10 protein-coding genes are annotated in these 23,076 nt (G+C 40.9%); 5 read left to right on the forward strand and 5 right to left on the reverse strand.

Translation table 11 applies throughout. The features are described 5' to 3' along the window. Positions 1–8 precede the first annotated feature (8 nt). From BWD42_RS01000 to BWD42_RS01015, 4 genes are all read left to right on the forward strand, one after another. Entirely contained in the window at positions 9–995 is a 987-nt protein-coding gene (locus BWD42_RS01000) for a hypothetical protein (protein WP_139350974.1), read from the forward strand. 430 nt (positions 996–1,425) lie between these two features. Next, entirely contained in the window at positions 1,426–4,521 is a 3,096-nt protein-coding gene (locus tag BWD42_RS01005) for a SusC/RagA family TonB-linked outer membrane protein (RefSeq protein WP_077432623.1), read from the forward strand. 33 nt (positions 4,522–4,554) lie between these two features. Beyond that, positions 4,555–6,162 (forward strand): RagB/SusD family nutrient uptake outer membrane protein, encoded by a 1,608-nt coding sequence (locus BWD42_RS01010; RefSeq protein ID WP_077432624.1) that lies wholly within the window; start codon positions 4,555–4,557, stop codon positions 6,160–6,162. Positions 6,163–6,204: 42 nt separating this feature from the next. Further along, complete coding sequence (locus tag BWD42_RS01015; protein WP_077432625.1) at positions 6,205–7,569, forward strand: sulfatase-like hydrolase/transferase; 1,365 nt, start codon at positions 6,205–6,207, stop codon at positions 7,567–7,569. A 346-nt stretch (positions 7,570–7,915) separates the two neighbouring features. Here BWD42_RS01015 and bglX read toward each other — a convergent pair whose 3' ends face one another. The 5 genes from bglX to BWD42_RS01040 form a co-directional block, all read right to left on the reverse strand. After that, positions 7,916–10,192 carry a beta-glucosidase BglX gene (gene bglX, locus BWD42_RS01020; RefSeq protein WP_077432626.1) on the reverse strand — a complete coding sequence of 759 codons (2,277 nt, stop codon included), beginning with the start codon at positions 10,190–10,192 and terminating at the stop codon, positions 7,916–7,918. Between the two features lie 234 nt (positions 10,193–10,426). Then, positions 10,427–11,812, reverse strand: a complete 1,386-nt coding sequence (locus BWD42_RS01025) for a glucoamylase family protein (RefSeq protein WP_077432627.1) — start codon at positions 11,810–11,812, stop codon at positions 10,427–10,429. Positions 11,813–11,894: 82 nt separating this feature from the next. Then, on the reverse strand, positions 11,895–13,325 hold the full coding sequence (locus tag BWD42_RS01030; protein WP_077432628.1) for a RagB/SusD family nutrient uptake outer membrane protein: 1,431 nt from the start codon (positions 13,323–13,325) through the stop codon (positions 11,895–11,897). Between the two features lie 19 nt (positions 13,326–13,344). Then, on the reverse strand, positions 13,345–16,443 hold the full coding sequence (locus BWD42_RS01035; RefSeq protein ID WP_077432629.1) for a SusC/RagA family TonB-linked outer membrane protein: 3,099 nt from the start codon (positions 16,441–16,443) through the stop codon (positions 13,345–13,347). A gap of 265 nt (positions 16,444–16,708) precedes the next feature. Next, positions 16,709–19,594, reverse strand: a complete 2,886-nt coding sequence (locus BWD42_RS01040) for a triple tyrosine motif-containing protein (RefSeq protein WP_077432630.1) — start codon at positions 19,592–19,594, stop codon at positions 16,709–16,711. 322 nt (positions 19,595–19,916) lie between these two features. On the opposite strand from BWD42_RS01040, the gene BWD42_RS01045 reads away from it, so the two are divergent. After that, a complete protein-coding gene (locus BWD42_RS01045; RefSeq protein WP_077435667.1) occupies positions 19,917–23,018 on the forward strand; it encodes a SusC/RagA family TonB-linked outer membrane protein in 3,102 nt (1,033 codons plus the stop codon). Positions 23,019–23,076 lie beyond the last annotated feature (58 nt).

Consider the following 23,076-nt stretch of genomic DNA (forward strand, 5'->3'; position numbering starts at 1 on the left):
CAGGAGATATGAAAAAAGCGATAATTTTAATAGGCGTTTTGCTTATACCTATACTCTTTATTGTACTCAACAATAAGAACAGGGGCAAAGTGGCTGCGGATAATGTAATATTCCGGGATAAATTATCCGATTATGGTTTGTTCAAAGGGAAAATAGCAGATCTTGTACCTAATGACCAAGGAGTTTCTTATGAGCTGGCTTCGAGTCTTTTTACAGATTATGCGGACAAAAAACGTGTTATCTTCCTGCCAAAAGGAAAAAAAATAGTTGCTTCGGATGATGGACTGCCTGATTTTCCGGATGGAACTATTATTGCCAAATCTTTTTTTTACCCAAATATAGATAGTTTACGAGGGCCTAAATCAGTCTTGTTAGAAACGCGTCTCCTGATCAACAAAGGGGGACAATGGAATGCAGCGACTTATCAATGGAATTCGGCACAGGATGAAGCTGTCTTATTAGCTGATAGTGCAATTGTCCCTGTTTCATTTTTAGACGGTAAAGGTGTGAAGCGGCAGACGCATTATATCATTCCTTCCCGTAAGGACTGTATTGCATGTCATCGCCAAGTGAACCGTATCCTCCCGATCGGTCCCAAAATCAGAAATTTAAATCGGGTTTTGTATCGGGCAAATGATACCATTCAACAGTTGGATTATCTGAAACATCTAGGCATACTGGCTATTTCCCCTTTGAGAAAACGAAGTCTGTTACCAAGTTACGAAGACCATAATCAATCTGTCGAGCGGCGTGCAAGAGCTTATATGGAGGTGAATTGCGCCCATTGCCATAATCCTATGGGAACTGCCTATATGACGATGCTCGATCTTAGATTTGAAAGCCCGCTAAACGAAACGGGAATTTTGCTCAAACAGGCAAAAATTATTGGCCGAATGTCTGTATTGGGTGAGATGCATATGCCCCAAAAAGGTACTACGATACTTCATGCGGAAGGCATCACACTAATAAAGGACTATCTCAATTCCTTGAAATAAATATTCTATTTGTAGAGTATTTGTATTTAGTATTCACGGATTTATGCATTCCACAACGTGTATTTTATTGGGAATTTAATAAAATCTATAGAATTAGTAGATTATATTGAAATATCTTTTATATTTGTGAAGGACATCGAAAGCGTACGAGGATGAAAATGGCGTCTTTGTAGCAAAAGAAAATTTTAATACATTATGAACTATACCAACATTAGTAAAATCACATTCCTTACAAGTTTTACTTTAAAGTCTTTCATGGCTAGAATCCCTTCTGTAAGAAAAATGCGAATGTGATCATAGGATAAATTTCCCTTATCTTTTCTCAAATTGACAATTGGGGAAGCGCTCGCTTCCCTGAATGTCTTCAAAATAGAAACAAGTTTTCGATTGGCGTTGGCACTTGTTAGTATTCACAATTAAATCTTTACCTATGAAAAATTTTAGGGTACTACGGTATTCTACATTGTCTTTATGTTTAGGCTTATCTTGTCTTGGGCAATATACCTATGCACAAACTGAACCTAAACCCATTATTAATGCATCACTAGCCGGATATATCTACGACAGCCAGAGCAAATTAGCACTTGGAGATGTAACCGTTCAACTTGAAGCAGTTACACATAGCGTTAAAACGGATCAAAAAGGATTTTTTCAATTTGTTACCGGACAAAAGTTGCCGCTGTCGATCACTGTTTCACGCGTTGGTTACAATAGAAAGACGATCTCTGTGTCTCAATCCCCTGTTATCATAGAGTTGGAGCCTGTCACCAAGGATCTGGATGAAGTCATTGTCGTAGGGTATGGAACACAGAAGAAGATTTCTTTGACGAATTCGATTGCTAGTATCGATGGTGAGAAATTGAACAAACGCCCTGTTTCTAATACACAACAAGCATTGCAGGGGATGCTACCTGGTGTAACTGTACAGGATTTAGGAGGAAAACCTGGACAATCTGCTGCAAATATTCGAATTCGCGGATTAACTACTTTTAACACCAATTCAAGCAATACCAGTGGGTATGATTTGAGCAAAAACAATGCGTTGGTTATTGTAGATGGTATCGAGCAGCCTTGGTCCAAGCTCAATCCAAATGACATCGCTTCAATTTCTGTTTTAAAAGATGCATCTTCCACAGCAATATATGGCTCCCGTGCTACCAATGGTGTTATTCTTGTAACGACAAAGAGTGCAAAAACCGGTCATGTTATTATTGATTACAATGGCTACTATGCGGTGCAGAAATCAATCAATCGGCCACAGCAAATGGATGTAATATCCTATCTCCAATTGCAGCAGGATGCTTATCGTAACGCCGGGCTGGCTGTACCCGCACGATTTACAGATGAATCAATCGAAAGTTATCGCAATGCAACAGATCGTCAAAAATACCCCTTGCCAAACACATGGTTTGAAACCTTATTGAAAACAGCGCCACAGCACGATCACTCGCTATCATTTTCGGGCGGGAACGAAGTATTGAAGTCTAGATTAGCAGTGCGCTATAACAAACAAAACGGTATCATCGATAATTATGGTGCAGAATTGGCTGACTTTCGATTGAATAATGATTATAAGGCAACATCCTGGCTCAATTTTACTGGAAGTATTAATTACCGTTATAGTAAAGCCTATGAGCCCGGGCGCGATCCGATTAACAACTTCCTTCACGGCTCGATGTGGGTAGTTCCCAAATACGATGATGGAACCTATGGATTGAGTACACAAGGAAATAATCCATTGATGTTGATTGAGAAAAGCGGTTATAAAAAGGTAAGCGAAAATTATTTAAGCTCCATTGTAAAAGCAGATGTACAGCTGTTGGAAAACCTAACTTTTACCTCCCAGTTCGGAGTCCGACTGAATTTTAACAACACAAAGACTCTTCTAAATGCCTTTGAAAACAGGGACAGGAATACAGGAATAGTAAAAAGTTTTCCTATAAATTCGTTGACTGAGCTTAGGGACAATAACAGTGAATATACCTGGAATAATTTACTTACTTACCAACTGACGAGTGGTTCACATCATATTAAAGCGCTTGCAGGATATTCACAGATCCACAATTACCAAAACAATCTCACCGCATATCGGGAAAGATTTTATAGTAATGACATCACATCCATTGGGCAAGGGGCGGATGACGCAACCAAAAATAACAATGGATTCGACGCACAATATGGATTGCGCTCTTTTTTCGGCAGGCTGAATTATGATTGGAACGGCCGATATCTAGTTGAATTTAATGGTCGATATGATGGTTCATCCCGTTTTACGGGTGATAAACAATACGGTTTTTTCCCTTCTGCCTCAGCTGGGTGGTTGCTGTCGAATGAGCAGTTTTGGACACCAATAAAAAACTGGCTGAATGAGTTTAAACTACGTGCTTCTTGGGGTAAAACTGGTAACCAATCTGTCGATCTATATAGTTATTATTCTGCATTGGTGGCGGCCGGTTATAATTTTAGTGGCAAATCCGTGCAAGGTTATCGACTGGATAGCTACGCGAATCAACAACTTGGCTGGGAATCTACGCAACAGTATGACTTAGGATTGGATGCTTCATTTTTAAACAATAGATTGGCTTTCACATTGGATTACTATCATAAAGTGACCAATGATATTTTATTAAATTTGGATATTCCGGCTGTGTTGGGGCTAAAACCTTCACCTCAGAATGCAGGAACCGTACTTAACCGCGGCTGGGAATTTGCCGTAAATTATCATAAAAGGGCATCGCGTCCCGGTGCTTTTACTTATCAAATCAACGCTAACTTGGGTATCAACCATAATGAGGTGACGGATTTGAAAGGCACGGGACCCTATATCGTCGGTTCTGATATTGATCCAAGGTATATCATTGCAACGGGATTGCCAATCAATACCCTATGGGGCTATAAGACTGATGGGCTATTTCAGTCCGCTGAAGAGATAAAAGCCTATGGCGCAACCTATGCAACAAATACGCAACCCGGTGATGTGAAATATGTAGATCTGAATGGAGACGGTGTAATCAATGCGGGTGATATGACAGCTATTGGAAATTCTTTTCCAAAATATACTTTCGGACTGAATGGTGGCTTTGCCTTCAAAAATTTTGATCTTGATATCCTATTTCAGGGGACAGCAAAAGTTGATGCCCGACTTTCGGGTGCACTGGCAGAGATGGGAAATCAGGAGGGATTTACCCATGAAATTTATACCGCTAATTATTGGACACCAACACATCCCAATACATCTTTTCCACGCGTGGTGAAATATGATCTGCGCAATGTTGCAACCGCTGACAGATTGGTTGTCAATAGCTCATATCTCCGTTTGAAAAATATACAATTAGGATATACTGTTCCACTAAACAGGATAGGGAAAGTGAGTGTCAGCAAACTGCGTGTCTATCTGTCTGCTACTAATTTGCTGACCTTCTCCAAACTGAATGAATGGAATTTGGATCCAGAGGCGGAATCGGGAAGGGCAGTTTATTATCCTCAGACAGCACTGTATACCTTCGGCGTGAATTTGACCCTTTAGACCATTTTTTGTGTTTTTTTAAATTGAAGAGCAATGAATTTTTATAACTATTTATATCAAAAAAGAAATCTTTTTTACGCTTTCATGATCCTATCCTTGCTGACGGCCGGATGCGATAAAGATCTCCTAAATACAGTACCTACAGATCGACTTTCGGAAAATATATTTTGGAAAAGTCAAGCAGATGCAGAATTAGCTGTTAATGCATTGTATAATGACCTGGATGGAGCGGAAATTTTCTATCTGGATGCGTTAACAGATATTGCGCATGTCAATCAGCCTTTTGCGGTAGACGCGTATATCGAACAAGGAACTTATGATGCATCAAGTTCGCGTCTATATAACACCTGGAGTAATGCGTATAAGGGAATTGGTGCCGTCAATTATTTCTTGGCAAATGTCAATAAAATTGAAGGAAGTAAAAATGAAGCATTAATTACGCAATATATCAGCGAAGCTCGGGTATTAAGGGCTTATCAGTATATCAAGTTGGCCTATTTATTCGGTAAGGTGCCTTTGGTAAAAACACCGTTGACATTGCAGGAAGGAAGGGAAGTGCAGCAGGCAGAGCTTGTTGAAATATATGATTTTATTGACAAGGAACTGGAGGAAGCAGCAGCGGGCTTACCTAATTTTTATAGCGGGAATGATATCGGGAGGATCACGCGCTGGGCAGCCTTAGGCCTGAAGGCACGAGCAGACCTCTATGCAGGACGTTTTGCAGCTGCAGTCAAAGCGGCCAAGTTAATTATTGATAGTCATCAGTTTGAACTGTATCCTTCCTATGCGACGCTTTTCTCCTATGCAGCAGAAAATAATAAAGAAGTCCTTTTAGATAAGCAATTTTTAGAAAATATATATACTCAAAATGTTTTCAGTCAGTTGGCACCTTACAGTCAGCAGAATGGACAAAGCACTTATGTACCGACAAAAGCTTTGGTCGATAGTTACGTGACCAGTAACGGACAAGTGATCACAGATGCTGCTGACTATGACGTCAAAAATCCTTATAAAAACCGAGATCCTAGACTTTATCATTCGGTTTTTTTAGATGGCGATCAACTACCTAGTGGTGCGATTTTTCATCCCGCGCCGAACAGTGGGACCGCCGATGCAGTAGGTAGTACCTATATTGCGTCAACAACAGGATTTAATATCAAAAAATATATTGATAAAAAAGACTTCTCCAACCCTTCCAAAAGTGGACTAAATATTATACTGTTACGTTATGCAGAAGTATTGCTGACTTTTGCAGAGGCTAAAATTGAAATTGGAGAAATCGATGAAAGCGTCTATGCTGCAATTAATCAAGTAAGAAACTCCCGGAATGACGTAAAATTACCAAATATAAATGCAATAGGAGACAGCGAGCAGCTTCGTCAGCTTGTTCGTCGTGAGCGCACTGTCGAACTTGCTTTCGAAGGCTTACACCTGGCGGACATTCGAAGATGGAAAACGGCTGAAAAGGTCGTCCCCGGTAAAGTGTATGGTATTACCTATCAAAATAACAAGGGCGAAACGGTTGTAGTTGAAGCAGCTTCCGAACGTCGTGTTTTCGATCCGCTAAAACATTACCTTTGGCCAATCCCCCAGCGTGAAATAAATCTAAATTCTAACTTACGGCAAAATCCAAATTGGTAATTTCTTATATTGCGACATTGTTTCCAATTAAATCATACAATCATGATGCGATATACTAAACTTTTCATGGCAATGACCATGTTTCTCTTCGTTACATTTGTTAATGCACAAAACAAGAAGCCTAATATAATCCTGATTCTTACAGATGATTTAGGTTATAGTGACCTCGGCTGTTATGGTAGTCCGAATATTTCGACTCCTTTTTTGGATTCCATCGCCAGCAAAGGTGTGCGTGCAACAAATTTTATGGTGTCGACTCCCTCTTGTACTCCTTCGCGGGCATCTTTGCTGACCGGACGATATGCTTCTCGTTATAATCTTCCGGTGCCAATCGGTCCCGGATCAAATGTCGGGCTACCTGATGAGGAGGAAACCATTGCCGAACTACTTAAAAAAGTAGGCTATCGTACTGGTCTGATCGGTAAGTGGCACCTTGGTGATAAACAGGTTTATCATCATCCCAATAAACAAGGTTTCGATTTTTTCTATGGAATGTTATATAGTCATGACTATCGCGATCCTTATGTAAAAACAGATTCTGTAATTAAAATCTTTAGGAATAGAAAACCCGAGGTCATTGCTCCCGACGATTCGGATTTAAGTGCATTATACCATAAGGAAACGGTGAGTTTTATTGAAAATCAGGATAAAGATCATCCATTCTTTTTGTATTACGCGCACAATTTCCCGCATCTCCCATTAGCCTTTGCGAACAATAAGAACAAATTTGCGGATCAACAGAATGCAGGTCCCTTGGGAGCCGTCATGCGGGAACTGGATCATAATTTTGCTGAACTTTGGAAGACCGTTGAGAAAAAGGGATTGGCAGATAATACCATTCTGATTTTCTCGAGCGACAATGGCCCATGGATCGCCTATCCTTCGCGGATGTCAGATGACCATGCAACAAAAAATTGGCATGTGGGTACGGCTGGAGTATTTAAGGGTTCGAAAGCCGAAACTACGGAAGGTGGAGTGCGTGTGCCATTTATCGTATACGGGAAAGGATATGCTCAGGAAGGGAAGGTGATTAGACAGGCGATCAGTAATTTAGATGTATTACCGACAATCGCAAAATGGACAGGGGCACCGCTTCCAAAAAAATCCATTGATGGTCAGGCAATAGATGCTTTATTAAATGGTAAAACAGAAGATCTAAAGGCGGCACACCGACCGATATTTCTAGTAAACTATGGGCATGTTGAAGCTGTTCGAGCTGGCGACTGGAAATATAGACGCCTACCGGCGGGTGTTAACCAGATATCGGGAAAACCCTACGAGGCGGTAGAAGAACTACATAATATTGCTTGGGACCCGAGCGAAAGAACGAATGTAATTGCAGATTATCCGGAGAAAGCAGCGGAATTACGTGCACTATTTGAAAGCTTTGATGGGAATATGAAATAGTCAGGAGATTATGAATTTCCGCTTATAGTGCTAATTTCTCCGTGGGGAATATTGGATCTATTGTGGAAATCGTACCTATTTGCTTTAATGGGTTGTTTACAAATGCTAGTACTTAACTTGTGACCAACTTAATACCAATTTCGTATATAAAACCAGATCAGTAGGAATTTTATAAGGTATTAACAGGGGGTTAATAGGGGAATACCCCTGTTACCCCCCTGCTATATCCCTGTTAAACCCCTATTAAAGGCGAAGTTGGTATTAATCAGTAGTTAATTTGTGCTCAATAAGTGTTGAGTGAAAGCAATCTAAAAGTAAAGCCAGTTGCGAATGTGGCAGATCGACTTTAAAGTAGTTTAAAATTCCCCTCTTTAACATCACGGCTATTGGGACCGATATAGATTTTAAAATCTCCTGGCTCGGCTACGTAGTTCAGATTATTATCGAAGAATTTGAGATCCTTTACGTTAATCTCAAATTTAACCGTCTTCATTTCACCTTTCTTCAAATATATTTTCTGAAATCCTTTTAATTCTTTTACCGGACGGGTAACTGAGCCAACCAAGTCCTGGATGTAGAGCTGAACTGTTTCTTCGGCATCATATTTCCCGGTATTGCTAATCGTGATACTCGCTTGAATACTACTGTTGTTGTCCAATGTGTTTTTATCTAGATGAATATCACCATAAGTAAAGCTTGTGTAACTCAGTCCATAACCAAAAGGGTAGAGCGGAGCGTTGCTTACATCTAAATAATTCGATTTAAATTTTTCAAAATCCCCAGAATTTCCATAAGGTCTTCCGGTATTTTTGTGCGCATAGTAGATGGGGATTTGCCCAACATTGCGCGGAAAAGTTGCTGTAATCTTTCCAGAGGGAACGACATCTCCAAACAATACATCTGCAACGGCCTTTCCGGTCTCTGTGCCCCCAAACCAAACATTTAATATAGCGGGGACATGGGCATCTTCCCAGGTCAAGGTAAGCGGCCTACCAGTAAATAAAACAAGCACAACTGGCTTTCCGGTTGATAACAAGGCTTTTAAAAGATTTTGCTGATTTTTCGGAATATCCAGTTCGGAACGGCTTGAGCTTTCGCCGGACATTTCTGAGGATTCCCCAAGTGCTGCAACAATGACATCCGCTTGTTCGGCAACCTTCAACGCCTCCGCAATAATTTCATCTTCTTTTCGGGGATCCCTGGCTATTGTACGGCCAAACATTGTTGCATGTTTTTGATAAGTAGGATCTTCCAGAAGGTTACTGCCCAAGTGCGTAAGGAGATTTACTTTGTTACCCAAAACCGCTTTCATTCCTTCCACCAATGAAGCTGTTTTCTCTAATTCCGCACTCACACTCCAGGTTCCCGGCATATTGGCACCTGAATTGGCTAGCGGGCCGATTACAGCGACTGTGCCCGACTTTTTTAATGGGAGAATCTGATTTTCATTTTTCAATAAAACGAATGATTTAGCCGCAATTTCTCTTGCTTTGGCCTGGTTGGCTGCAGAACCGATGACGGTTTTTGCGCGCTGATCATCGCAATAACGATAAGGATCTTCGAATAATCCCAGTTTATACTTTGCTTCCAGTACAAAACGACAGGCTCGATCAATATCGGCGAGTTGGACTTTACCTTGATCAAGTGATTTTTTCAACGTGGTTAGAAAACCTTCGCCGACCATATCCATGTCTACTCCGGCATTTAAGCTGAGCGCCGATACCTGTTGCAGATCTCCAAGGCCATGTGCTGAGAGTTCATTAACAGCGGTATAGTCGGTTACGACCAAGCCTTTAAAGCCCCATTGTTTGCGTAATACGTCGGTCATCAACCATTTATTGGCCGAAGCAGGTACGCCATTGATGTCGTTGAAAGAAGTCATGATGCTCCCTGCGCCAGCATCTATAGCCGCTTTGTAGGGCGGTAGATATTCATTGTACATACGATGAAGGCTCATATCGGTACTGTTGTAGTCCCGGCCAGCTTCTGCGGCACCGTATAACGCAAAATGTTTCACACAGGCCATCATGGTATTGTGTGCAGCTAGATTATCGCCTTGAAAACCATGAACAACAGCTTCGGCAACCTTCGAACTCAGGTAAGTATCTTCACCGGCGCCTTCAGAGATACGACCCCATCTTGGATCCCTCGAAATATCTACCATCGGCGAGAAAGCCCAGTTTATCCCATCAGCTGTGGCTTCCTCGGCAGCAATACGGGCAGACTGCTGAATTAATCCCATGTCCCATGTCGCTGCAAGGCCCAAAGGAATAGGGAAAACCGTGCGATAGCCATGGATAACATCCATACCAAAGATAATCGGAATCTTAAGCCTGGACTGTTTGATTGCAATTTCTTGGGTTTTCCGAATCTTGGATGGCGTACTCATACTGAATATGCCACCAATCTGACCATTTCGGATTTTAGTTTCCACATCCGTGGAAACCGTAGTTCCTGTTGTCGCTTCACCGCCTGTGACCAGATTTAGCTGCCCGATCTTTTCTTCTACAGTCATTTTAGCCATGAGTTGGTCTATAAACTGGTCCATTTTTTGATTCGACTGTGCTGGGCTGGCATGCCAAGCCAAAAACGCAAGGAGGAATGTTCCTACTACTTTTTTCATGTATTAATTTCTTTTATATTGTTATGAACGATTGTTATAAACGGGCTTACCATATCCGGTTTTGTGGATGATTGAAGTTTTGTTAGATCACGATTACATGCTATAACCTAATTTAATTTACAGCTCAATATGATCTTTATAATCTGTTCATGTTTGTTATTGACGGTTTTATATTTTCGTGGAGGGAACCATTTTTAACGTGTGACGGATTAAAAATGATTCCGACGTTTACCACTACTTTAAATAAGGACTTGTAAAACCAAGTTTTTTCAGTCCTTGCTGGATCTCTGGTGCTTGCATAAATAAATCCCAGATCTTTCCTGTTCTATAATTCTCGATCATAACAATGATCGGTCCTTGATCGATGGCTAGATAACGTTGTGGAAACCAGTTGGCAGTTTCACTGTAGGCATCATAATAACCATATTTACCCCAAACTTTATCCCTTAGTTTTCCGTTGAGATATTGCGCAAACCGGATACTTTCATGTGGGGTGTAGGGTATCGAAGATAATGCTGCGGTAGGTGAGATGACACCCGGGTCGTTGTCGGGATGATGCGCATCATATCCCTTGATGGAATAGCTGGCTGTCCAGCCCCAACCTTTGTCAGGTCCATAACCCTTGTAACCTTTTGGGTTTTGTCCCGCATAAGCCAGATTTATTTTAACATGGTTGCTGGTGGCCTCCCAATAATCAGCATACTGATCTTTTAAGCCTTTCGGGCTTAAACCTAAGTAAGAATAGTGTTCCCAAAACAAAGGGCCTACTTCGCCTTCTTTGGCATTGTGTTTAAGGACTAATGGAATATCATATTTTTTAGCATTGCTTTTAATCCCGCCGGATCTTGCCCATCCTTCGTGGTACACACGCGGTGAAATCGGGTGAGTGGGAGAGGAGGCTGCTAGAACATAGGTAATCAGACATTCATCATAGCCTTTGATGGGATGGTTTTGTTGAAAATTAAATTTTGGACTCCAATGCCAGTACAGCACATTTTTTCCATTTGTATAATGGTTCCAGTCGATTTCTTTCCAAAGTTTATCCGCTTTTTGGGAAACTACTTTAGCCGCGTCACTCTTGTCTTTTAAATATTCACGAATAGTGATGAGTCCCTGTGCTAAGAAGGCCGTTTCAACAATATCTCCACCATTGTCTTTGTCACTAAAAGGTTTGGCCGTGCCTAATTCGCCGTTATACCAATGTGCCCAGGCACCGCGAAATCTTTCGATCTTGGCAAGATAGTCCATCATATGGTTGAGCTTTTGAATACCTTGTTCCGCTGTGATAAAGCCTCGTTCCATGGCAACGATCATCCCCATCAGACCAAAACCGCTTCCACCGATAGTCACCACATTACGATCATTCTCCGGATATACACCATCCATGTGGATACGTTCGCGTGCTAGCCCTGACGTTGGCTCGGCACCCTCCCAAAAATATTGGAAGGTCTGTTGTTGAATATTCGTCAACAGCGAGTCTTCATTCATTTGAGACTGATCTATAGAATCATTTGTGGATGGATTTCCAACGTTTTTGGTGGCGGTGTTTTGGCATGAACTACTGAGAAGAAGGGCCAAAGCAATACCGGCAAGGCTTGGATATGCTATTCGTGTTCTCATGGATAAAAAAGTTTTTTAAGAGTCTTGAAAAATGTCCAAACGACCATCGTGTCGTTTGGACAGTGTTATTGTTTGTGCTGTATTACCAACCTGGGTTTTGCGGCATTTCTGGTGTTTGTATACGCTGATTTTCTGGAATTGGAAATAAAAGCATTTTGTCCTGGAATGTTTTTCCATTTGCGGCCATTGCGGCTTTAGCTTGTTTTGTACGTATCAGATCAAACCAACGATCATGTTCGAAAGCTAGTTCAAGGCGTCTTTCTTTCCATATTAATTGACGGAGCTGCGCTTGATCCGTCGTCGTTATTTTCGGTAATTTTACACGTGTACGGATTATATTGAGTGCATCTAAGGCTTCATTGCTGTTACCAAGTTCGTTGGAAGCTTCTGCAAGGATAAGATAAATCTCGCCTAACCGCAGATAACGAATGTTTTTATCCGTATCACCGGCACCACCGTTTGCGGAAGAATAGGCTTTTTCGTTATACATCGGATTTTCTACGCCATTGTCGATCAACCGGCCATCATAAAGCGTTTCACCTCTGAAAATAATGGTTGCGTCGCGACGGATGCTGTCATTTTCTGCATTGAAAGCATTCAGTAGATTTTGGCTGGGGATATTGAAACCCCAGCCTAAAGCGACTGCACCACCACGGGGAGCCTGTACTTGGCTATATTGTTGGATGCCATGTGCAATGGATGTTCCGCGTGCCTGCCATTCAAATAATGATTCTGGACCATTCTCTCCTGCCAGCCGCCAAATTGTCGCGTAGTCTTTTTCAAGGCTATAGCCCCCTGAGTTGATAACAGTTTTGGCCATATCGGCTGCTTGTTGCCACTTATTTTGATATAGATACACTTTTGATAATAATCCTTGTGCAGCACCTTTGGTCGCGCGTCCGAGATCTTTTGCCGCATATGCAGATTTTACAGGAAGGTTGTCAATTGCAAACTTAAGATCCGCTTCGATATACGCATAGACTTCGGCAGCTGGTTCCCTTTTGATGTAATCGCGTTCTTGGATGGGAACGTCCCCCCAGCCGCGGACCAAATAAAAATAGTTCAGTGCCCGAAGGAATCTGGCTTCTCCGATTAATCTGTTTTTATAGGCCTCATCAGTTAGGCCATACTCTTCAGTATACTCAATTGCGCGTGTAGCGCGACCTATAGATTTATACCATCGGGCCCACATCGATTGAAATGAACCCGCTGTGGAGGTATAGGTAAGATTATCCAATAATAATTTGTCGCCACCTGAATCGGTTGCGGAGCTCCCTTTATCTGCGTTATCTGAAATCATTTCAGTTATTCCCAAAAAGGAAAAAGCATAATCCCAATCCGTAAACATGCCATAGACACCATTCACAAATTGTTCAGGGGTATATACCGTACCACTATCTTCTGCCTCGACATTTTCTTTTGAAGGAACATCTAAAAATTTGCTGTCTTTGCAGGAATGTAATGTCAAACCTGCGCTGAGTACGATTGCTATATAGAGTTTATTAATTTTCATCGTGTTGTAATTTTAAAGATTAAAATTGCATGTTAAGTCCAAAAAGGAAATTACGGGTGGTCGGATAAGCCGAAAGCTCGATACCGGAGGTCAAATTGGGACTACCGTCACCAGCCAATTCAGGCGAGAAACCGCTATATTTGGTGAACATAAATGGATTCTGAGCGGTTACATATAATCGTAATTTTGATTTTGAGCTATATAGTTTATCAAATGTGTAGCCAATAGTGATGTTGTTGATACGGAAATAACTGCCTGATTCAAGGAAGTAACTTGAGGCCCAGATTGCCCGTTCGGCTCCTGGATGTACATTGGTTGAACCTGGTCCTGTCCAACGGTTCTCAAAGGTCGACAGGGCAATATTTTCTCCACCATCGGTACGTGTACTTTTCATGCCATTATAAATCTTGTTGCCGGCAACACCATAACCTGAAACATTAAAATCAATGACCTTATAGTTGATACCCAGATTAATCCCATAGGTTGAACTTGGTATAAAGGAACCGAAAAATTTCTTATCTCTGGTATCAATTACGCCATCCTCATTTTGATCTTTATATTTTAAGTAACCTGGTTTAGCTGGTCCGAAAGAAGGATTATTAGCGATATCATTCGCATCCTGAAATACACCGATTGATTCAAACATCCACCAAGCATAAATAGGTTGGCCGACCCGCAGCTGCTTTGTGATTTCACCATTGTTCAGACTCCCCCCGGTAGCGCCATCATAGGTATGGACTACCTCTGTTACTTTGTTGCTGTTATAAGAATAGTTGACTCCGACCGAATAACTAAAATCTGGCGAGATATTCTTGTTCCAATTTAAGGCGACTTCAACTCCTTGATTTAATACCTTGGCGCCATGTGCGTAATAGTTTTTTTCATCTGGTGACGAATAAATCGGAGTGACGTCGAGAATGGTATTGGTATTCTTTTTATGATAATAATCGACTGAACCTGACAGATTATTAAATAACGTGAAGTCTATTCCGGCACCGGTTTCCTTGGTAACCTCCCAGCTTAAGTCGACCGGAGGTGTTCCTTTGGCGCTACCGTATACCATATTCTGTTCGGGACCAAAAACATAGTTGTAGTTGGAACTCTCCGGACTGGAAAAAATATTAAAGACGTTTAATGGAATATTCTGATTCCCCAAATGACCATAGTTAGCCCTAACTTTTAAGAAGTTGATCCAGCTGATGTCTTTAACAAATTCTTCATTGGATGCGGTCCAGCCCAGGCCGAAGGATGGAAATGTTCCCCAATATTTACCTGTATTACGAAATACACTTGAGGCATCTCTTCGAACTGTTGCTGTTAAATAATAGCGACTGTCATAGTTATACTGCGCCCGCCCAAAATAAGAGGCTAAAGCTCTCGGTGTATAGTAAGTCTGACGAGTGACCAATTTGTATTCATCCGATGCCAGATCAATATTCCAGTACTGTTCCTGCCCCGGGACATTATAGCCCATTTGGCTATTCATATTGTTTATATCATATTTTTCTCGAGACATTCCCAGTACAGCTTCGATGTTGTGCTTATCAAAGGATTTGTTGAATGTTAGGAAATTTTCCCATGACCATCTGAACTGTTCAAGATTTTCATATTTGAGGCTATTGTTAGCAAAAGCAACATTGCCAGCGCCCCCTTTTGCTTTCTCGGTATAGAAATCGGCTTCCGACCGCAATGGGTTAGCCTGTAGCCAATTGTTTTTGATATCAGTGAAGACTCGCTGTTTAGAATAGAATTTGTTGGCACCGATGCGAGAATTTATTTTTAAATAATCCGTGATTTTAAATTCAGCTTCGAAGCTCCCCTGTAACCGTAAGGTATTTGTGCGTTCATTTTGTCGAAGCACTTCATAGACTGGATTACCGATCGTATTTAAATTTCCAATGGTCTGTCCGGCAGTTCCGTCAATTCCCACTATCCCTGTTTTTTGGTTGACACGTCCGATCCCATACCGTCCGTTCGAATACATTAATGGCACGAGCGGAGATTGCTTATATGCGCTTGTAAAAGCGCTATTGGGTTTTGGCGTCGCGTTTGTTAAAGTTAAATTGAGGTTTTGCGAAAATTTGAGCCTATTGTTTAGAAATTTATAGACATTGTTGTTCCGGATTGTGTTTCGGACATATTTGGAGCCATCGAGGATTCCATTCTCGGTAAAGTTATTCGCCGAAACAAAATAATCGACCTTTTCAGTACCACCGGCAATGTTTATGGCATTATTAAATACAGTTCCGGTTTTGATTAATTCGTCATACCAATCCGTATTATTGGGCTGATTTTCTTTTAATTCCCAATCAGTTATTCCAAGAGAGAGTAAGTTTTCATTAAAATACGTTCTGAATTGATCCCCATTGGCCATTTTGACACCATTTAGAATTTTTTTCATCCCAGCATAACTTTCATAATTAATGTTGACAGTACCCGCTTTACCCTTTTTTGTGGTTACTATAATGACCCCATTTGCAGCCCTTAAGCCGTAGATAGAAGCCGAGGAAGCATCTTTTAGCACATCCATAGATTCGATATCCGACGGATTGATGTTATTAATATCATCTTGGGCGATACCATCAACAACATATAATGGATTACGTCCAGAAAGCGCTGTTCCTAAGCCTCGGATAATGACATTGGGGGATGAGCCCGGAGCTTCATTGGCAACAATATTTAAACCTGCGGCCTTACCCTGTATAGATTGCATCGCTGACATTGCGGGCTGTTTAGTTATATCAGCTGATTTTAATGAACTGATTGATCCTGTCAGATCGGCCTTTTTCTGGGTACCGTAACCGATTACGACAACCTCTTCCAAGGCTTTATTTTCGTTCTCTAGAAAAACATTCAGTTGAGTTTGGTTTCCGATGTATACCGTTTGCGTGCGGTAGCCTAGAAAATTGAAAACTAAGGAGTCGGTAGGAGCGGCGTTGATCTGAAATTTACCCGTTGCGTCGGTTTTGGTAGATACTGCTTTCCCCTTGATACTAATGGTGACCCCGGGCATGGATATCATGCTGGAACCATCTTTGACCACTCCCTGTATAGAAGTTTGTCCATAGGCAACCGAGACGACCATGGATGTCAAAAATAATGCGGATAGATTCCTCATATCGTAAAATTTTGGTGTTTGTTTAAAAATTCAATTGGTTATTCCCTCAGCAAATATGTTGATGTAGTACAAGTTTGCCAAAATTTAACATTTTCACATCACTACTACAGTGGATTTGTACTTTCTCAATGCAATTTTTGTTTAGTTGTAATATTTTGATATTGAGGTTTTTAATTTATATTTTTTTGTAAAAAAAAGAGCGCTTTAGTGTTGTTTTTACACTAAAGCGCTTGTGTGGTAATGATGTAGTCTTTGTAGCAAAAATTTAACGTTCCAATAGAAATTCGGATAGGTTTTTGTCTGTTGGTATGCCCAGTTTTTTGCGTAAACGATAGCGCCTGATCTCGACCCCGCGTGTACTGATGTTAAGTAGCGAAGCAATCTCTTTACTGGACATATTGAGCCGCAAATAAGCACATAGTTTTAGATCATTGGGAACGAGATCCGGAAACTCCTGCTTTAATTTTTTAAAGAAATTCTCATGTGATTCATTGAAACTTTTCTCAAAAATATGCCAGTCGCGATCGTCGTTATGCGCATCTTCGATTAGCTTATTTATTTTTTTCAGTTCGTCCGAACTGAGCTTGTTTCCTTCAGCATCTTTGAGTTGCTTGAGTTCATCGTGTAGATTGTTCAGCATTTCATTTTTATAAACAATATTGAGCGCAGCATTGGCCAATTCTTTATTTTTTAGACTGAGTTGATCCTCCAGCTGCTGGTTTTTTAATTTAATCCATTCCTTCTCCTGTTGTTCGGCATCTCTTTCCAATGCAATTTTCTTTTCCTCCAGCCATTTTCGCTTTGCCTGAAACTGTCTCTTCCTTTCTCGTTGAAGATTGAAGTTATAAATAAGATAGATCAAGCCCGTAACCATAAAGATATAGCAGATTTTTGCCCACCAGGATAGGTACCAGGGATATTTAATCGTAAAAGATATTGTCCGTATTTCTGAAGTCAGGCCGGTATTGGTTCTGGCCCTTATCTTAATTTCAAAATGCCCATAGGGTAGATTTGTGAAATCTTGATAAGCTGTTTCGCTCCAATCCGACCATTTATCTGAATAACCTTCCAGGTAATACTGATATTGTAAGGGAGAAGAAGAGTAATAGGGGCTTGAGAAACTTACTCTCAGGTTATTCTCGGATGAAGCCAATCTGAGCTCAGCATTGGGTAGGATTGTTTCACCAGTTGTAAGGTTGGTCAATTGAGCAACCTGAGGTGGGGGCAATACAGATTTATAATTTTGACCTGAATTCCGATAGATGGCAAAGCCGTCGTCTAATCCGATAAGATAATAATGATTTTCGATCGGTAGGATGTTTTCATAATTGCTCATCATCCGATCCTGCAAGGGGCTCAGCAGGTTAGAATCGATTTTAAGCTTTCCTTTGCTATCAAAATCTACCTTGGCGATTCTTGTCTTTTGAATAAACCAATAGCTGTTGGTATTGATTGGAATGATCTTGTTTGAATTTTTATAACTTCCTAAAGCATTGTTTAATTCGTTTGCATAACTAAAGCGTTTGACGATATTATCAAACTGCATGAATCCACTATCCGTAGCAAAAACAAGGTTGTTTTCCAGCGTGTAAATACCCGTAAATCTTCTTTTGGAAGCAAGACTATCTTGCCTTGATGTAAATTGAATTTGGACTTGTTGAAAGTTTGCGTCAAGACCAATTAACTGCACCTGTCCCCAGTCACCAATCCAGAATGAATGATTGTCTTTTTGAGCAAGGAATCGGACAGGTTCTTTAATCGTGGAAAATTGTTGTACAAATCGCAGCTGCATATCATCAAAAACGAATTTTGATAATCCTGTATAATTCCCCTGAAGAATATTTTTTGTCCCGAATATAGGTCTGAATATCCAGCCGCCCGTAATTTCAGAAATTTTTTCCAGTTTACCGTTGACCAATCTAAAGGTTCCATCGTTGTGGCCGCAGATCAGTTCTGTACCGAATATAGCCAATGTCCAGACCTGACCATTTGAATTGGGCACTTGGGCAAAATCCAGGGAATTATAATTGTTTAATCCTTTCCAGTGGCTGACAAATAAACCTTTATTGGTTCCTAGATAAATTTTCCCCTGATAGATAATAGAAGTATATACGGTACCTATTTTTCCTGCAAAATCGGTGTAAAAAGATAAGGGGGAGTTGATTTCGATCCGGTCAATACCATTGTCCAGGCCGACCCAGATATTTTGTTGTCTGTCTTTCGCAATACTGAGTACAGTATTGTTCTGTAGACCATTATTCTTATTGATATGTTGGACGACTTCTCCATTTTTATTAATAATAATTACACCATTTTGGATGGTTCCAAAGGCATACTGTCCTCCAAATAAATAGATACCGTTGTTTATTTGGGATTGGATTAGGATTGAATTAGCAGCAATGGGCCAGGGTTTAATAGTCCCATTGGAATCCATAAGATAGAGCCCGTGACGGGCAGTTGCTATAATTGATCTATTTTTATCATAGGGCAATATGGCCAAGACATTTTTGTCTTTAAGTGCCGCCCTTCCTGGTACAGGTACTAATTTATCCGCTTTGAATTCATGTAAGCCACTCGGAAGTTGTTCAAAAAACAGCTGGCCGTTAAGTTGATGTGGAAATAAGAAAGGCTCACCTTTAGCTGTAAGCGGTCTTATCGTATTATTTTCCCAGATATAGGCTTTGGAAAATGTATGAAAGAATACACGATGATCCTCCACAATGATCTTCCAAATTTCCTCGTTTGGAAAATAAGTTTTGTCTTTGACCAGCTTGGAAAGGCTATGGTAACTCATATCTCCAAAAGCCTTTGGTGTCCAATAGCCAAATTCACCGCGTCCACCGGTGTATACTCTTCCCGCTTTATCAACAGCTACACTGCGGACCGTCGAGTGGTTGGGGAGTGGGTATATGCGCCAGTATTGTCCATCAAACCGCAATAATCCCTCTGTATTAGCACTATAGATTCGCCCTTCGTGATCAACAGCCAATGACCAGTTTTGGTTTCCAGCCTTGTATTGGCTTTTCTTGTACTGCTTTACAAAAGGTGTGCCTGTAGGTATGATTGTCTGGCCATAGCCAGTATTCATATTCAGTATAAAAAAAGCGCATAACCAAAAGATATAGGCAACGCTATATTTTTTTGATATCATCGAATCCGTCACTTTAAATTGATTTTGAAAAGCAATATATAGATTTTATCGCAAATGGCAGAATACTTACAGCAGATGAATGTCATTATAGGCATTCAAGCTTATTTTTTTGATCAAATAGTCGAAATCGTTTTCGCATTTTTAATAGTCCGATTCAGTAAAGTCTACTCGTTTTTTAATTACCTTGGAAACAAATAACCAAATAAAACATGATTATGACTTGAACAAATCTTTAGAAATTAGATTTGGATTCAAACGAATTGCTCAAGGAGTGAATCCATCAATTACAAACGTAAACCCAAAAACACTAAACAGTAAAATTATGAAATCAAAGCTTTTCAGAAGAGGGCCTTGTGCACTTATTCCCTATGCTTCCATGGCCATATTTTTGTCCCCGGGCTTATCCATGGGAGCAACTAGGGGCGAAGGTATCGGCATTTATCATCGCATTAATCAGGAAGAATCAGAAATCAGAGGTAAGGTTGTCAATAGAGACAATTCGCCTTTGCAAGGAGTTTCTATTAGCGTAAAGGGAGTTCCTGGCCGGAGTACTCAGACCAACGAAAAAGGTGAATTTACGCTAAAGGTACCTGCGCAAGCAACATTAACTTTTTCGTCCGTAGGATACGCTAAGCAGGAAATTAAACTTGCTACAAATCAAAAGACTATACAGCTTACTTTAGAGTCGAACGAGTCTGTTATGGATGAGGTTGTCGTGGTGGGGTATGGAACACAGCGAAAAAGCGATTTAACAGGTTCTGTATCTTCCATTAACGCAAATCAAATCAATGCTTTCCCATTGGCCGGTACTGCACAAGCTTTACAGGGACGGGCTGCTGGGGTTTCGGTCACCAGCACGAATGGAGAACCTGGCAAAGCTCCGCGCGTACGGATCAGGGGTGGTAGCTCTATCAATGCAAGTAGCGATCCCTTGTATGTTGTAGACGGATTTCCTGGTAGCTCGGCTCCGGCTCCCGAAGATGTTGAATCTATCGAAGTATTAAAAGATGCTTCTGCAACAGCGATCTATGGTTCGAGAGGTGCCAATGGAGTGATCATGATTACAACGAAAAAAGGGCGTTCGGGCAAACCTGTTATTGAATTAAATAATTCCTTTGCCTCTCAAAAAGTAGGTAAGCGCCTTTCGCTATTAAATGCTTCGGAATTTGCTTCTTATATTAATGATACCTATGCGAATGCGGGGAACAACAATTTACCATTTAAAGATCCGCAATCTCTTGGTGAAGGAACAGATTGGCAGGATCTTATTTTTAGAAACGGAAATCAGTTGAATAATCAAGTCTCTGTGTCCGGTGGCAGCGACAACATCAGGTATTATACCTCCGTGAGCCATTTTGGACAGAAAGGAACCGTGATCAATTCCGATTTTAGAAGATTATCTGGGACCTCAAATTTAGAAATGAAGGTTTCTGATCGAATCAAAATTGGAACAAGGTTGCTGTTTAACCGCAATAAATTGAATGGAGTAAGGACACAGGAAGGAAGTAGCGGAACGACAGGCGCGGGAGTGATCTCCGCAGCATTGCGTTTTGAACCCACACAGGGCGTTTACAATGCGGAAGGAAAATACACGCTGAAGCAGTTCGGCGATCCACATGACAATCCGGTAGCGGCTGCTATGGAAAGGAAAAATGAGGTGATTACAGACCTTTTTCAGGGAAATGGATTTGTGGAGTTGGGGATTTTAGAAAATTTAACCTTTCGTAGCACCTTCGGTGTGCAGGTCAGCAATCAACGTACAGGTAACTATGTGTCAAAAGAACTCGTCGAAGGGAGAAATTTTGGTGGGGTTGGATCCATTGCGGCGCATAAAAATACCAACTTGATCAATGAGAACTTCTTGACATATACACAAACATTTCACGAAGATCATAATCTGAATGCCATGGCTGGTTATTCTTATCAAAGTTCCAGAAATGAAACCTGGCAGGCCAATAATCGAAATTTCATTTCAGACAGCTTTAGCTATTGGAATCTGGGTGCTGGTTCCAATTATCAAAATGCAGCATCGAATCTCGAAGATTGGGTAATGTCTTCATTTTATGGGCGCTTAAACTACAACTACAAAAATCGCTATTTTATTACAGCTACTGGGCGGTATGATGGATCTTCGAAGTTTGGTGATAACAATAAATGGGCCTTCTTTCCTTCTGGAGCACTTGCCTGGAACCTGAGCCAGGAGCCGTTTATGAAATCAATCGATTGGCTGAGCAATTTAAAATTGCGAACAAGTTATGGCGAAACCGGAAACTCGGAAATTGGTTCCTACCAATCTTTGGCTAGATTCTCACCTACTTTAACAACAATGGGGGGAAGTCCTGTTAATGCTGTTCGGCCTACGAATGTTGCCAACCCTAATTTAACCTGGGAGACAACCAAGCAGACAGACGCTGGATTGGATATCGGTATTCTAAAAAGCAGAATCAATCTATCGGTAGACTATTATTACAAAAAAACAATCAACCTGTTGTATCAGGTGCCACTGCCGCTTTATTCAGGTTTTACAACTGCACTCCAGAATGTGGGAAGTGTGCAAAATAAAGGCTGGGAATTTGGATTGCAGACAACGAATCTCAACGGTGCTTTTGGATGGAAAACAGATTTTAATATCAGTTTCAATCGCAACAAGATTTTGCAGCTTCCCGGCGGTGAGATCCGATATAACACCATACCGGGACACATGCTTTCAACGGATTCGCAGCTGCTACGTGAAGGTGAGGTCCTTGGTGCATTTTTTGGATGGGTGACAGACGGAATTTATCAGCAGGGTGACGATTTTAGTGCGCAACCTAATAAAAAACCAGGAGACATCCGGTATAAGGATTTATTTGGCCGCGATCAGAATAATCAGTTGACCGCGGGCGCAAATGGTGTTGTGAATGCCGATGACCGTACGATTATAGGCAATCCAAATCCTGATTTCACCTTCGGTTTTAACAATGATTTTAAGTATAAGAATTTCGATCTGAACATTTTTATGCAAGGAAGTTATGGAAATGATATGTTGAACATCACACGAATGGAACTGGACTGGATGGCCGGAAAAGGAAATGCTACCAAGGATGCCTTGCGACGCTGGACACCGGAAAATACAAATACGGATGTTCCAAGGGCAAGCTCAACAAACAATCCGGAAGTTTCCTCACGCTGGGTAGAAGATGGCTCATATCTTCGCTTGAAAAATCTTGCTCTGGGCTATAATTTTTCAGAAAAGTCGCTCGAAAAAATTCATTTAAAATATTTAAGAATATACCTCAGCGCACAAAATATATGGACCTGGACCAACTATACGGGTTTTGACCCTGAGGTAAGCTATCAAGACTCTAACCGAAATGTAGGGTTGGATTATATGGGTTACCCCAATATTAAATCGTACACCCTTGGTCTAAATCTAAGGTTTTAACATCAAGTAGAACCTACGAAGTACTATTGATGGTAAATAAATGAAAAATAAATAATTG

The organism is Sphingobacterium sp. CZ-UAM (assembly GCF_002000245.1).
Classification (GTDB): Bacteria; Bacteroidota; Bacteroidia; order Sphingobacteriales; family Sphingobacteriaceae; genus Sphingobacterium.

What these genes read in the sequence shown, in the direction of transcription:
- BWD42_RS01045 (WP_077435667.1), top strand. Translation starts at nt 19,917, where the DNA reads ATGAAATCAAAGCTTTTCAGAAGAGGGCCTTGTGCACTTATTCCCTAT.
- BWD42_RS01030 (WP_077432628.1), bottom strand. Translation starts at nt 13,325, where the DNA reads ATGAAAATTAATAAACTCTATATAGCAATCGTACTCAGCGCAGGTTTG.
- BWD42_RS01010 (WP_077432624.1), top strand. Translation starts at nt 4,555, where the DNA reads ATGAATTTTTATAACTATTTATATCAAAAAAGAAATCTTTTTTACGCT.
- BWD42_RS01005 (WP_077432623.1), top strand. Translation starts at nt 1,426, where the DNA reads ATGAAAAATTTTAGGGTACTACGGTATTCTACATTGTCTTTATGTTTA.
- BWD42_RS01040 (WP_077432630.1), bottom strand. Translation starts at nt 19,594, where the DNA reads ATGATATCAAAAAAATATAGCGTTGCCTATATCTTTTGGTTATGCGCT.
- BWD42_RS01015 (WP_077432625.1), top strand. Translation starts at nt 6,205, where the DNA reads ATGATGCGATATACTAAACTTTTCATGGCAATGACCATGTTTCTCTTC.
- BWD42_RS01035 (WP_077432629.1), bottom strand. Translation starts at nt 16,443, where the DNA reads ATGAGGAATCTATCCGCATTATTTTTGACATCCATGGTCGTCTCGGTT.
- BWD42_RS01000 (WP_139350974.1), top strand. Translation starts at nt 9, where the DNA reads ATGAAAAAAGCGATAATTTTAATAGGCGTTTTGCTTATACCTATACTC.
- bglX (WP_077432626.1), bottom strand. Translation starts at nt 10,192, where the DNA reads ATGAAAAAAGTAGTAGGAACATTCCTCCTTGCGTTTTTGGCTTGGCAT.
- BWD42_RS01025 (WP_077432627.1), bottom strand. Translation starts at nt 11,812, where the DNA reads ATGAGAACACGAATAGCATATCCAAGCCTTGCCGGTATTGCTTTGGCC.